Below are 13,758 nucleotides of genomic sequence, written 5' to 3'. Positions count from 1 at the left end.
GGCCTGTACAAGAATGCCGACGAAAGTAGAGAACTGGAAGAGCGAGATTTACGGGTCGGAGATCCGCGAACACCTGATGGAGTTCGCCGAGGAGGGATGGGACGCCATCCCGGAGGACGAGCACGACGCCTGGTTCGAGCGGTTCAAGTGGTGGGGGCTGTACCACCAGCGGAAGGGACAGGAGTCCTACTTCATGATGCGCATCGGGACACCGAACGGGGTCCTGAAGCCCGGCCAGCTGGAGGTCGTCGCGGAGATCGCCGACGAGTATGCCCGCGGCCCGGTCGACAACCCGGAGTTCGGCGGTGCCTACTGCGACTGGACGACCCGCCAGTCGATCCAGCTCCACTGGATCAAGATCGAGGACGTGCCGGAGATCTTCGAGAAGCTCGAAGCCAACGACCTGGGGACCCAGCAGGCCTGCGGCGACTCGTGGCGAAACATCGTCGGCTGTCCCGTCGCCGGCAAGGACAAACACGAGCACATCGACGCCTGGCCGGTCGCCGAGGAGCTCCACGAGACCTTCAAGGGCAACGACGACTTCTCGAACCTCCCGCGCAAGTGGAAGGTCGCCGTCACCGGCTGCGACCAGGGCTGCGGCCAGGGCGACATCAACGACCTCGCCTACGAGCCGGCGACGAAGGAGGTCGACGGCGAAGAGCAACTCGGCTTCAACATCCGCGTCGGCGGCGGACTCTCCCGGAAGGAACCGCGCTTCTCCCGCTCGATCGACGTGTGGGTGCCGCCCGAGCAGGCCGCCGACATCGGTGCCGGCATGTCCGCGCTGTTCCGCGAGTACGGCGACCGCGACGACCGCTTCAACGCCCGCATCAAGTTCCTCATGGACGAGTGGGGGCCCGAGAAGATGCGCGACGTGCTCCAGGAGGAGTTCGTCGACTTCGAGCTGGAGACCGCGGGCGAGAACATGCGCGAGTCCTACACGTACAACGCCGGCGGCGAGGAACACGGCGACCACGTGGGCGTCCACGAACAGCCCGACGGCAACTACTACGTCGGCCTCGACGTTCTTGTGGGCAGGATGGGCGTCGACGACGTGTACGAACTCGCGGAGCTCGCCGACGAGTACGGCTCCGGTGAGGTGCGGCTGACCCAGCGTCAGAACATCATCGTCACCGACGTCGACAGCGACCGACTCGACGAGTTCCTCGACGAGCCGCTGCTGGAGACGTACTCGCCGGACCCCCATCCGTTCATGCGCGGCTCCATCGCCTGCACGGGCACGGAGTTCTGCTCGCTCTCGATCGTCGAGACGAAGAACCGGCAGGTCCGCTACGCCCGCTGGCTCAAGGACAACGTCTCCCTCCCGGAGGGCGTCGAGGACTTCCACATCCACCTCTCGGGCTGTACCGCTTCGTGCGCCCAGCCGCAGATCGCCGACATCTCCCTGCGCGGGATGAAGACGCGCAAGGACGGCGAGCCGGTCGAGGCCCTCGACATCGGCCTCGGCGGCGGCCTCGGGGAGGACCCGCAGTTCGCCGACTGGGTCGAGATGCGCGTCCCCGCCGACGAGGTGCCGGGCTACGTCGAGAACCTGCTCGCCACCTTCGAGGACGAACGAGCGGACGGCCAGACGTTCCGCGACTTCGTCGCCGAGCGCGACGAGGAGACGCTCCAGGACCTCGCGGAGGCCGAGGAAACCTCCTACGAGGACCCGTACATGCACAACACGAAGATGACGTGGTACCCCTACGCCGACGAGGACGACATGGGCGACTCGCCCGCGCCGACCGACGGCGACGGCGAGTCGCTCGCGCCCGCCGACGACTGACCCGTCGATTCTCGACTTCGTCGGTTCCGTATTCTCGCGCGGTGACGCATCCAGTCGGCGTCGCTTAAGTGACTGGCCCGCCGACCGACGGTATGGTCGACCGCATCCTCAAGGTCAACGCCTACACGACCTTCGATCTACTCGACGGCCGCGTCGAGGGTCACGGCTTCGAGACGGAGGCGCTCTCCGTCCTGAACGTCACGACGGACAGCCGCGACGACCCCGATCACGTCGAACTCCAGGTCGAGATGGACAACACCGACCTGAAGGAGGTGACCGCCCACGCCGACCACGTCGAACTGTCGGCCGCCCAGGCCCGCGAACTCGCCTCGGAACTGGAGAAGTACGCCGGCCGGGTCGAGGCCGCCGAGGAGTGAGTCGCTGTTGGGGTACGTGACTGGGAGGAAACCGCTACTCGAACCGGAACCGCGAACAACGTGAAAGTCCCGACGCGTTCGACTCGCGCGGAACGCTCTGCGCTCGTCGGCCTCCGGCCTGCGGTGCTTGAGGCTCCGGGCTTCGTCGAACGCGTCGCCCTTTTCATTCCCATCCGCTCAGACTGACCGGCCAGCCGACACGGGTGGGAATGAAAGGGGCGGACGGGGGCTTTCAGGCTGTTTGCGGTAGTGGTACTCGAAGCGGTCGATCCCACCGCAGAGTCCTTCCAGCCCGAACCGACCGAGAGAACCACTGCTAGCGACCACGAGGCTTTTCAGGGCGACCGGCGAATCGAGGGGTAATGGAAGCACTCACGCTCGGTCCGGCGGGGACGTACTCCCACCGGGCGGCGAAGGCGGTGGCCGACGAGGTGGTCTTCACGGACTCGAAGACGGCCATCGTCGAGGCGGTCGCCAGCGGCGAGTACGAGCGCGGGGTCGTCCCCGTCGAGAACAGCACGGAGGGACCGGTCACGGAGTCGCTCGACGCCTTCGCCGAGTTCGACGTGGCCGCGGTCCGCGAACTCATCACCCCCATCCGCCACGCGCTCATCGCGCAGGGGCCGGAGTTCGACGTGGTGGCCAGCCACCCCCAGGCGCTCGCGCAGTGTCGCGAGTACCTCGACGAGAACTACCCGAGCGCGACGCTGGAGTCGATGACCTCGACCGCCGCCGGCGTCGAGCGCGCTCGCGAGGACCCGAGCGTCGCCGCCATCGGCCACCCGCAGAACGCGGCCGACGGCGACCTCAGTGTCGTCGCAGAGGACGTGCAGGACCAGTCGTCGAACGCCACCCGCTTCCTCGTCGTCGCGCCCGCGAGCGAGCGGGGCGAGGCCGGCTCGAAGACCTCCTTCATCGTCTACCCGAACGTCGACTACCCCGGGCTGTTGCTGGAACTGCTCGAACCGTTCGCCGACCGCGACATCAACCTCACGCGCGTCGAGTCGCGGCCCAGCGGCGAGCGGCTGGGCGACTACGTCTTCCACATCGACGTCGAGGCGGGCCTCTACGAGGAGCGCACCCAGGAGGCGCTGGCGGAGATCGAGGCCATCGCCGAGGAGGGGTGGGTCCGCCGTCTGGGCTCCTACGACAGCGAGACGGTGCTGGATTGACGCTACGTCCCGTCGGCCGGTGTCGGGAGCCTGAGCCGCACGACGGTCCCCCGGGGGTCGTTGTCCTCGATGGACAGCTCGCCGCCGAACCCCGCGACCACCCAGCGGGCGAGCCACAGGCCGAGCCCGGTCCCGTGCGTGACCTGCGTCTCCTCGCCGGCCTCGATCGCCGCGCGCTCGGACTCGGGGAGGCCCGGCCCGGTGTCCGCGACGACGATATCGGCCCAGTTCGTCGCTCCGCCGGTGGACTCGGCTTCGAGCGTCACCGCCGGCGGGGTCCGGTCGTGGTGGGCCAGCGCGTTGTCGACGACTTCGCGGAGCGCGACGGAGAGTCGGTCGTCGGCTCTGACCCGGAGCCCCGCGGGCGCGTCGACCGCGATCTCGGCGTCGGGGTATCGCTCCGCGAACTCGCTCGCGACGGTCGATAGCGTCTCGCGAACCTCGCGCACGGCGTCGGAGTCGCGCTCGCGCTCGAACAGCGACCTGGCCGTCGCGGCCTTCTCGCCGATCGCGGTCAGGTCGTCGGCCCACTCCTCGATGGTCGTCGCGTGCGACCGGAGGTCGTCGTCGTCGAGTTCGCTCCGGAGCACCGAGGCGTGTCCGCGGACGACCGTCATCGCGTTCCGGAGGTTGTGTCGCAGAACGCGGTTGAGGACGTTCAGTCGCTGTTCGCGCAGCCGTCGGTCCGTGGTCTCCGATTCGATGCCGACGAAGTGGGTTATCTCGCCGTCGTCGGCGATCGGGGCGATCGTCTGGTCGACGTGGTACAACTCGCCGGACTTGCGGCGGTTGACGATCTCGGCCTCCCAGGTCTCGCCCGCGAGGATCGTCTCCCACAGGTCCTCGTAGAACTCCCGGTCGTGTTTCCCGGACTTGACGATCCGCGGGTTCAGCCCGACGGCCTCCGCGCGGTCGTAGCCGGTGTCGGCCGCGTAGGCGGGGTTCACGTACTCGATCGTGCCTTCGCGGTCGGTGATCACGATGCCGTGGCCCGCCTGTTCGACGGCCTTCTCGAACACCCGTCGGTCGCGCTCGCGAGACCGCTGCTCGGTCACGTCCATCACGGCGCCGCGCACCGCGACCGCGTCGCTGCTTCCCGGGGCTTCGGCGTCGGCCGCGTCGCCGGCGGCGGTCTCGCCGTCCGCGGCGACGGTCTCTCCGAACGAGCGGACCCACCGCTCCTCGCCCGCGTCGGTGTGCGCCCGGAGCACCACGTCGTAGGGCGTCCCCGTCTCCCGGCACCGGCGGACGAGGCGTCGGATCCGCGAGCGGTCCTCGGGGTGATAGAACTCGATCGCGTCGGCGAGCGTCGGTTCGTACCCGCCGTCGACGTCGAAGATCGACCGCGTCCCGTCCGTCCAGCGGAGCGTCTCGGTTCGGCAATCGAGCTCCCACCCGCCGACGCGCGCGAGCCGCTCGGTCTTCGAGAGGAGGTCACGGTTCCGTTCGAGTTCGCGCGCCCGCTCGCGCCGCTCGGTGATGTCCCGCGAGATGCCGACGATCCGCGTCACTTCGTCGTCGGCGCGGACCGGCGTCAGTTTCGTCTCGAACGTCCGACCGCCGGCCGACGGCGGGAGGGTCTCCTCGTACTCGACGGTTTCGCCCGTCTCGACGCAGCGGCGGTACTCCGCGGCGATGTCGCTCCCGAGGGACTCGCCGAACACCTCCCGGGGCGTCTCGCCGCGGATTTCGGACGGAGACAGACCCGTCAGCGACTCGTAGGCGGGGTTGACGCGGCGATATCGGAACGCGTCGGTCGCGTCCTCGCCGCCGACCTCGACGAGGAAGACCGCGTCGTCGACGGTCCGGAAGAGGGTCTCGTACTCGTCGGGGAGGTCCGTCGCCGGTCCGGTGGGGGGCTCCGGACGGTCGGACGGCGGGGCACCGCCGCCGCTCCCGACTCGGTCGCGCGAGGTCATCGATCACAGTTCGGCCGCTGGCACGGAAAAGGCGCCCGGTGTCTTTCACTCCGTAGGTGAACCCGTCCCGACCGTGGGTCGGCTCGTTCGCCGGGGACGAGGGGCCGTCGCGGACGCGCGGCTTAAGACGCGCGGGGACGTACCGTCGAGTGACATGACACGATCAACCGACCCGTTCGGCGACATCGAGGAACTGATCGACGTGATGACCGGCGGGCTCGAACCGTCGGGCGACCTGGCGGTCGACGTGGCCGACACCGGCGAGGCGTTCGCCGTCGTCGCCGACCTGCCCGGCTACGACCGGGAGGACATCGACGTGCAGCTGACCGACTCGACGACCCTGTCTCTGTCGGCCAGCCGCGAGACCGAGGCCGTCGAGGAGGCCGACCGCTACGTCACCCGCGAACGCCACAGCGAGTCGATCACCCGCAGAGTCGGGCTGCCCGAACCGGTCGTCGAGTCCGAGGCCAGCGCCAGCTACGACAACGGCGTGCTGACGGTCACGCTCCCCAAACAGACGACGGGCGACGACGACGGCACCGACATCCCGGTGAACTGATCGGGGTCGACCCTGCGCTCGACGGGTCGATCGCCACCGGAACCGCAAACGGCTTTCGCCGGCCGCCCGAGTCGCCGGTATGGCACTCGAACCCGGCGACCCCGCGCCCGAGGTGGCGGCTCCGAACCAGGACGGCGAGACGGTCGAACCCGACTGGGCGGGCGTCTCGGTCGTCTACTTCTACCCGAAAGACGACACGCCCGGTTGCACGACCGAGGCCGAGCAGTTCCAGACAGAACTGGAGAGCTACCGCGACGCGGGCGTGACCGTCTACGGTGTCTCCGTCGACGGGGTCGACTCCCACGCCGCGTTCGCCGACGAGTACGGGATCGAGTTCGACCTGCTGGCCGACCCCGACGGCGAGGTCGTCGACGCCTTCGACGTGGAACGCTCGCGGGGCGTCGCGAGTCGGACGACGTTCGTCGTCGTCGACGGGTCTGTCCAGGCGACCTACACCGGTGTCGACCCCGAGGGTCACGCCCGGAACGTGCTCGCCGACCTGGTCGAGACGGGGGTCGTCTCGATCGAGGACTGACCGGGGCCGGCCGTCGGCCGACTGACGAGCGACGGGCTCCCGGCCGTCGACCGAGCGGCCGACCACCGGTCCCTTCAGAAGGCTTATCACCGGAAGGGATCGGACTACCGGCAATGAGCGTCGCGAACGGCAGTCTGAGATACGCGCTGCTGGCCGTGGTCGTCGGGGCGGTCCTGTTTCCGTTCTCGCGGGTCGCGAGCGGTGCCTGCGTCGTCGCCGCGGTCGGCGTGATATACTTCCACCGCGACCCCGCGCGGGTCGTGCCGCCCCAGGGCGTCGTCGCCCCCGCGGACGGCAAGGTGACTGTGATCCGTGAGGAGGAAGACGGACTCCGGCTGGGGATCTACATGAGCGGCTGGGACGTACACGTCAACCGCGCGCCGATGGACGGGACCGTCGCGAACGTCGAGCACGTCCCCGGCGCGAACAAGCTCGCGTTCACGAAAGACGCCGAGGAGAACGAGCGGCTGCGCTTCGAGTTCGAGGACTACACCCTCGAACAGATCGCCGGCACGTTCGCCCGCCGGACCTACTCCTACGTCGACCCCGGTCAGGCGGTCGCCCGCGGCCAGCGCATCGGTCACATCTCCTTCGGCAGCCGCTTCGACATGGTGTTCCCGCCCGAGTACGGCCCCGACGACCTCACCGTCGACGTGGGCCACCGCCTCTACGGCGGCGAGACGGTCATCGCCCCCCAGCGCTCGCAGGTGACCAGTGACGCCGAACGCGCGGCCGACGCCGCCGGCGCCGAAGCGGTCGAGGAACCCACAGGGGACGCCGCCGCCTCTTCGGCTTCCTCGGCCTGACCGCCCCGGCGCGAACGGGGCGCTCGCCGCGGTCGTCAACCCGACTACGTCCCGCACACTGACCGAGTACGTGCGTCTCCGTCACGCTCGCATACCAGTTAATAACCTGACATATTTACGGGCGGGGCGACCAGTAGCGGCCGAGAAATGACACGGACAGAGGGGGGGAACGCGCGGTCCGGGGGCGACTGCGCCTACGACTCGTCGGTCGTGGCGAGCGAGTCGTTCTTCCGGACGCTCGTCGAGAGCGCGTCGGACGCGATCGTGACCGTCGACGAGACGGGCGGGATCGTCTTCGCCAACCCGGCCATCGAGGAGACGTTCGGGTACGACCCCGAGACGATGATCGGGCGGTCGGTGACGGCGTTCGTGCCCGAGGACCAGCGCCCGCGCATCCGGGCGGCCTTCGAGGCGTTGCAGTCGGCGCCGGCACCGCCGTCGGAGTGGGAGGGCATCGAGACCGTCGGCCGCCACCGCGACGGTCGGCTCGTCCCGATCGAGCTCTCCTTGCGCGCCCACCGCGACGACGGGGCGTGGCTGTTGACCGCCGTCGTCCGCGACGTGTCCGACCGCCACGCCGAGCGGGTCGAGCGCCGCCGCGAGCGGGACCTGACCGAGCAGCTCCTGCGGACGGTCCCGACGGGACTGGTCGTCCTCTCCGAGGACGGCGTCATCGAGCGGATGAACGACCGCGCGGGCGAGATCCTGGGCGCCGACCCGGCGGACGTGATCGGCGACTCCCGGGAGACCGACGCCTGGCGGCTGCTGGACGCAGACGGCGAGTCGGTCCCGCCCGACGAGCGGGTGTTCCAGATCGCCCGCGACTCCGGGCGACCGGTGACCGAGGTCGAACAGCGGGTCGAACGGACGGACGGCTCGCGCGTCTGGGTACGGGTCAGCGCGGCGCCGCTGACCGACGGTGACGGCGGCGACCGGGTCGTCGTCGTCGTCGAGGACATCTCCAATCAGAAGGCCCGCGAGCGTCGGCTGCGCGAGCAGAACGAACAGCTCGAACGGCTCGACAGCATCAACGCCGTCATCCGGGGGATCGACCAGGCGCTGGTGCAGGCGACCACGCGCCGGGAGATCGACGAGGCGGTCTGCGAGGCGCTGGCGGCCGCGGACCCCTACCGCTCGGCCTGGATCGGCGACGTCAACGCCAGCAGCGACGAGGTGACCCCGCGGGCCCACGGCGGCGACGTGGCCGACTACCTCGACGCGATCACGGTCACGCGGTCGGCCGAGCCGAACGGCACCGGTCCCGCGGGCCGGGCGATCCGCTCGCGGTCGGTGCAGGTCACCCACGACGTGGACACGGACCCGGCCTTCGAAGAGGTACGCGCGGCCGCGGCCGCCCACGGCATCCGCTCGGCGGCCAGCGTCCCGCTGGTGTACGACGGAACGATATACGGCGTGTTGACCGTCTACGCGGACGAACCGGGCGCCTTCGACGACACCGAACAGGACGTGCTCGCCGAACTCGGGGGAACGATCGGCCACGCCATCAACGCGGTGACGACCCGGCAGGCGCTCGTGGCCGAGCGCGTGACGGAGCTCCGGCTGGCGGTCGACGACGACCGGCACTTCTTCGCGGCGCTGTCGGCCGCGCTGGACTGCGAGGTGGACTTCGAGGGGGCGACCGTCCAGGCCGACGAGACCTTCCGCTACTACCTGACCGTCGCGGGAGCCGACCCGGACGAGGTGCTCGGGTTCGCCGACGGGTTCGCCGGCGTCGAGTCGGCCCGCGTCGTCAGCGTCGGGCCCGACGGGGAGTCGCTGCTGGAGGCGACGCTCGACGCCGGGAGCGCGTTCGGCGTCGTCGCGAGCCACGGCGGCGCCGTCCGGTCGGCCTCGGCGGTCGACGGGCAGTGCGAGGTGGTGGCCGAGCTCCCGGTCTCGGCGGACGTGCGCGCCGTCGTCGAGGCGCTCCGCGAGGCGTTCGACGGGATCGAGGTCCGCGCCCAGCGCGACCGCTCGCGCTCGGAGACCGACTCGGTCGCCTCGGCGCCGTCGTTCGACGCCGACCTGACCGACCGCCAGCGGACGGCCATCGAGACCGCCTACTACGCCGGCTTCTTCCAGTGGCCCCGCGAGTCCACCGGCGAGGAGGTCGCCGAGTCGCTCGGCGTCTCGGCGCCGACGTTCCACAAGCACCTCCGGGTCGCCGAACGGAAACTGCTCGCCGCCCGCTTCGGCGACGGGAGCGACGAGTGACACTAACCGTTTAGCCACGTCACTGAATACCGTAGGGGGGTATGGATCGATACAGATGGGACGAAACCACCACGAGGCACTCGAGCCGGCCCCCGACGCCACCTCGACCGCCGAGACGGACGAACTGTTCGCCGTCCTCTCGGACGCGAACCGCCGGTTCGTCCTCTCGCATCTCGCCCAGCGGGAGACGCCGCCCGCCCTCGACCCGCTCGCCGGCGCGCTCGCCGAGTGGAACGACGACCTCACCCGGGAGGACGCCCGCATCGCGCTCCACCACGTCCACCTGCCGAAGCTCGGAGACGCCGGCCTCGTCGAGTACGACGAGACGGTCCGGCTGACCGACGACGCCGCCGGCTCGCTCGACCTGGTCGAACACCTGTAACCGACCGCTGCGACTCCTCACCGACACCTCACGGAAGACAGTCGAGCGGCGGCCGCGCGGGTCGGTCCCGCCGACCGCCCGTGGGACGCCTATTCGATGTCGATCGCCGGCCGACCTGGCGAGGCCTTCCCCGCCAGGTCGCCGTCGGCGTCCCCGGCCGACCGGACGACCACGCGAGCCTCGAACTCCTCCTCGATCAGCCACGCGGCTCGCTCCAGGGCGGCTTTCTCCGCCTCGGGCGCGAGCACCTCCGAGAGCGCCTCGCGCTCGGCCTGGAGGTCCTGGGCGAAGTCGGCGGCGGCGTCGCCCCGCTCGCGGATCTCGTCGTGGCCCATCAGGTCGCCGATGAGGTTGTCGGCCTCGGAGTCACGGGCGAGTTCGTGGGCGCGCGTCTTCCACTCGGGGGCGACCGCGAGCGTGATCGTCTGGGGGTCCTCGATGCCGACGGTGTCGACGATGTCGCGCACGTCCTCGCGGGTGTCCTCGACGAGGCGGCTGGCCACGTCGTAGTCCTCGGGGAGGGCCGCCTCGGGCCACTCGGCCTCGGCGAGCAGCCCCTCGCCACCGAGCAGGCCCCAGACCTCCTCGGCGACGTGGGGCGCGACCGGCCCCAGGAGCTTGACGACCGTGCGCACGCCGCGCTCGACGACGGCGGCGTCGGCGTCCGCCCGCTCGTGGTACCGGCGCAGCAGCGAGACGAGGTCCCGCACCGCCTGCAGCGCGTGGTTGAACCGGAAGTCCTCGAACTCCGCGGTGGCCCGCGCGGCGGCCGCGTCGGTCTCGCGGTCGACGTAGGCCGCGACGGGGTCGTCGCCCGTCGCCCCGTCGCCGTCGGACTCGGCGAGTTCCGCCGCGAGGCCGTGGAGGTTCTGGAGGAACTGGTGGGCCGACTGCACACCTTCGGGGCTCCAGGCGAAGTCCTTCTCGGGCTGGGCGGCCTCCATGATGAACAGGCGGGCGGTGTCGGCGCCGTACGCCTCGACGATCTCCGTCGGCGAGACCCCGTTGTCGCCGGACTTGGACATCTTGTTGCCGTCCTCGCCCAGCACCATCCCCTGGTTAGTGAGGTTCGCGAACGGCTCGCGCACACCGTCGGAGCTCCGTTCCGGCGAGCCCCCGCTCGCGTCACTCGCGGGGGCGCCCTCGAAGAGGTCGATGTCGTCGAGCACCTTCGTGAAGAAGCGGGCGTACAGCAGGTGCATGACGGCGTGTTCGATGCCACCGACGTAGCGGTCGACGGGCATCCAGTCGCTGGCGCGCTCGCCGTCGAAGGGGGCGTCGTCGAGGTCGGGCGAGAGGAACCGCAGGAAGTACCACGACGAGTCGACGAAGGTGTCCATCGTGTCCGTCTCCCGTTCGGCGGGGCCGCCGCAGTCGGGACACTCGACGGCCTTCCACTCCTCGGCGGCGTCCAGCGGGTTGCCCGTCGTCTGGACGAACTCCGGTAACTCGACGGGCAGGTCTTCCTCTGGCACCTCGACGTAACCGCACTCGTCGCAGTGGATCATCGGGATCGGGGTGCCCCAGTAGCGCTGGCGGGAGATGCCCCAGTCGCGCAGGCGGTACTCGACGCGGTGCTCGCCGTCGAAGACCTCGACGAACGTCTCGCGGGCCTCCTCGCTCGTCAGCCCGTCGTACTCGCCGCTGCCGACCAGAACCCCGTCCTCGGGATAGGCCGCCTCCTGTACGTCCACGTCTTCGGGGTCGACGTCGGCGTCGGGTTTCGGCTCGACGACCTGCTCGATCGGGATGTCGTGTTCCTCGGCGAAGGCGTGGTCGCGCTCGTCGTGGGCCGGGACGGCGTACAGCGCGCCGGTGCCCACGTCCTCGAGCACGTAGTCGGCGACGTACACCGGAATCTCCTCGCCGGTCGCGGGGTTGGTCGCGTACTCGCCGGTGAAGACGCCGGAGGTCTCGTCGACCTCGTCCTCGTCGGCGCCCTCGACGCGGTGGACGTACTCGGCCACGTCGTCGTCCTCCTCGGCGAGTTCCTGGGCGACCTCGTGGCCGGGCGACATCGCGAAGAAGGTCGCGCCGTGGATCGTATCGAGGCGGGTGGTGAAGATCTCCACCGTGTCGCCCGTCGTCAGCTCGAACTCGACGGAGTCGCCCTCCTGGCGGCCGATCCAGTTGCGCTGCATCTCGCGGACGTTGTTGGGCCACCCCTCCAGGTCGTCCAGCGCTTCCAGCAGCTCCTCGGCGTAGTCGGTGATCGTCAGGAACCACTGGTCCATCTCGCGGTGGTCAATGGGGGTGTCACAGCGCCAGCAGATCTCGGCGCCGTCTCCGGCGGCTCCGCCGCCTCCGGGAGACTCCTTCGGAGTCTCCGCCTCCTCGACCTGCTCGTCGGCCAGCACCGTCTCGCAGGAGGGACACCAGTTCAGCTCGGCGGCCTGCCGTTCGACGAGCCCCGCCTCGCGGAACCGCTCGAAGAGCCACTGGTTCCAGCGGTAGTACTCCGGCTCGCAGGTGGTGATCTCCCGGTCCCAGTCGTAGCCAAAGCCCATCGACCGGAACTGCGATTTCATCGTGTCGATGCAGTCCATCGTCCAGTCGCGGGGGTTGGTGTCCCGTTCCTCGGCGGCGTTCTCGGCCGGGAGGCCAAAGGAATCCCACCCCATCGGGTGCAAGACGTGCTCGCCGCGCATCCGCTCGAAGCGGGCGTAGGCGTCCGTGATCGTGTAGTTGCGGACGTGGCCCATGTGGAGGTCGCCCGACGTGTAGGGGAACATCGCGAGGACGTACTCGGGGTCCTCGGCGTCGTCGGGGATGCGGAACACACCCTCATCGTCCCACGTGCGCTGCCACCGGGGTTCGATCTCCGCGTGGTCGAACCCCCGCTCTCGCTCGTCGTACTCTCCGGTCCCGGCGGTCATGCGCGTACGTCGGACAGCGACGTTGCTATACCTTTCCCTTCGCTGGGAGAGGGACACACGGACGAATACCCTGTGGAATCAAGCACATCCGATTTAACTCGTAATAATCTGGCTGATCGGTCCTTTTTATGCTATCAAATCCGCATACACTTTAGTGGCTGACCGGGTATGTTCAGATAAGACGGGAGAAAGACCCGAATATATGTCAGACTCAGACGGATCGGAGGGCAGCGAATATAATTTGGGAGCGTCTGAGTACCTCATATATCGGGTTCTTATGGAGCGGCGAGAGCAAGACAATCAAGAAACTGGAAGAACAAAATTCTTCAAACTGTCTTGCCTCACCGATCGAAAACTAATTGAAGAATTCGAGATCAATATTGGATTTCCTCGCCATTGGTATAAATACGGTGAGGTGGTTGAAGAACATTCAATAAATCAGTCCGTAATTTTCTCACCGAGTGCTAATCATCAGCAGGGACAAGCATACTATCCCGCAAATCAAGTTAGTGAAGCAGATTTCGATCTTGAAGAGGATCTTAAGAACGCGATCTTCTCAGCAGCAAATTCTGTTGTACAGGAACACGGCCAGAAGACCAGAAAACAACTTGAACAGCTTCAGTATCGAGAATATGCGCACGAAGGGTTCATTGAGAAATACAGCGATCTCAGGTGGCATCTTTCAGCTGAGTCTCAAGCCCGAGAAGGGGGTATTCAATCGTTAGATGCGTTCATGGAAGGGCCCTCACAGACGGAATTATTCCTTGACGAAATGTTTCTTGCTTACCCTGAAGACGAGTATGATGAACTCTACGAGTATTATTTAACGTGGGATGACACAATGCGGATGCTTGTTGAAGAGGACTCTCATCCAGGAAGGCAACTTGCCTTCCTAGAGTTTTTCATCGAGAAACTCAGCCAAGTTACGTTAAGGTTTAAGTACCGTCAGAATATCCCGGAAGACCGCTTGGAAGATTGGAGAAACGAACGGCCAAGTCAGATTCAGGAACTAGATACAAGGCTGGAATCGGTTCGTCAAGGGTTGATTGACGAGCGCCCGACAAGCGATATTTTCTACGAACTCGCTGAAAGCTACGATGAGGTTATTCTAACTGGAGCAAACGAGTGA

11 protein-coding genes are annotated in these 13,758 nt (G+C 68.0%); 9 read left to right on the top strand and 2 right to left on the bottom strand.

The annotated features are described in order from the left end of the window. Window positions 1–13 precede the first annotated feature (13 nt). From HZS55_RS04890 to pheA, 3 genes are all read left to right on the top strand, one after another. Entirely contained in the window at window positions 14–1,789 is a 1,776-nt protein-coding gene (locus HZS55_RS04890) for a nitrite/sulfite reductase (protein ID WP_179910614.1), read from the top strand. A 92-nt stretch (window positions 1,790–1,881) separates the two neighbouring features. Beyond that, window positions 1,882–2,166, top strand: a complete 285-nt coding sequence (locus HZS55_RS04885; protein WP_179910613.1) for a DUF6360 family protein — start codon at window positions 1,882–1,884, stop codon at window positions 2,164–2,166. Window positions 2,167–2,528: 362 nt separating this feature from the next. Further along, window positions 2,529–3,338, top strand: coding sequence for a prephenate dehydratase (pheA, locus tag HZS55_RS04880; RefSeq protein ID WP_179910612.1), 810 nt, complete (start codon window positions 2,529–2,531; stop codon window positions 3,336–3,338). A 2-nt stretch (window positions 3,339–3,340) separates the two neighbouring features. Here pheA and HZS55_RS04875 read toward each other — a convergent pair whose 3' ends face one another. Beyond that, window positions 3,341–5,257 (bottom strand): PAS domain-containing sensor histidine kinase, encoded by a 1,917-nt coding sequence (locus tag HZS55_RS04875; RefSeq protein ID WP_179910611.1) that lies wholly within the window; start codon window positions 5,255–5,257, stop codon window positions 3,341–3,343. 154 nt (window positions 5,258–5,411) lie between these two features. Here HZS55_RS04875 and HZS55_RS04870 point away from each other — a divergent pair, with 154 nt between their 5' ends. The 5 genes from HZS55_RS04870 (at window position 5,412) to HZS55_RS04850 (ending at window position 9,753) form a co-directional block, all read left to right on the top strand. After that, on the top strand, window positions 5,412–5,816 hold the full coding sequence (locus tag HZS55_RS04870) for an Hsp20/alpha crystallin family protein (RefSeq protein WP_179910610.1): 405 nt from the start codon (window positions 5,412–5,414) through the stop codon (window positions 5,814–5,816). A 79-nt stretch (window positions 5,817–5,895) separates the two neighbouring features. Continuing rightward, the gene (locus HZS55_RS04865; protein ID WP_179910609.1) at window positions 5,896–6,351 is read left to right on the top strand and encodes a peroxiredoxin; all 456 of its coding nucleotides are present in this window, start codon (window positions 5,896–5,898) and stop codon (window positions 6,349–6,351) included. A 113-nt stretch (window positions 6,352–6,464) separates the two neighbouring features. After that, window positions 6,465–7,157 (top strand): protein sorting system archaetidylserine decarboxylase, encoded by a 693-nt coding sequence (locus tag HZS55_RS04860; protein ID WP_179910608.1) that lies wholly within the window; start codon window positions 6,465–6,467, stop codon window positions 7,155–7,157. A 147-nt stretch (window positions 7,158–7,304) separates the two neighbouring features. Then, window positions 7,305–9,371, top strand: a complete 2,067-nt coding sequence (locus HZS55_RS04855) for a PAS domain S-box protein (protein ID WP_179910607.1) — start codon at window positions 7,305–7,307, stop codon at window positions 9,369–9,371. A gap of 55 nt (window positions 9,372–9,426) precedes the next feature. Beyond that, entirely contained in the window at window positions 9,427–9,753 is a 327-nt protein-coding gene (locus HZS55_RS04850) for a DUF7344 domain-containing protein (RefSeq protein WP_179910606.1), read from the top strand. 89 nt (window positions 9,754–9,842) lie between these two features. Here the strand turns inward: HZS55_RS04850 and leuS are convergent, their stop codons facing one another. Continuing rightward, window positions 9,843–12,629 (bottom strand): leucine--tRNA ligase, encoded by a 2,787-nt coding sequence (gene leuS / locus HZS55_RS04845; protein WP_179910605.1) that lies wholly within the window; start codon window positions 12,627–12,629, stop codon window positions 9,843–9,845. Window positions 12,630–12,831: 202 nt separating this feature from the next. Between leuS and HZS55_RS04840 the strand changes: the two genes are divergently transcribed. Next, a complete protein-coding gene (locus HZS55_RS04840) occupies window positions 12,832–13,758 on the top strand; it encodes a hypothetical protein (protein WP_179910604.1) in 927 nt (308 codons plus the stop codon).

It is taken from the genome of Halosimplex rubrum (assembly GCF_013415885.1).
In the GTDB taxonomy this organism is placed as follows: domain Archaea; phylum Halobacteriota; class Halobacteria; order Halobacteriales; family Haloarculaceae; genus Halosimplex; species Halosimplex rubrum.
Note: the sequence above shows the minus strand (reverse complement) of the source record. Positions and strands in the feature narration are given on the sequence as shown.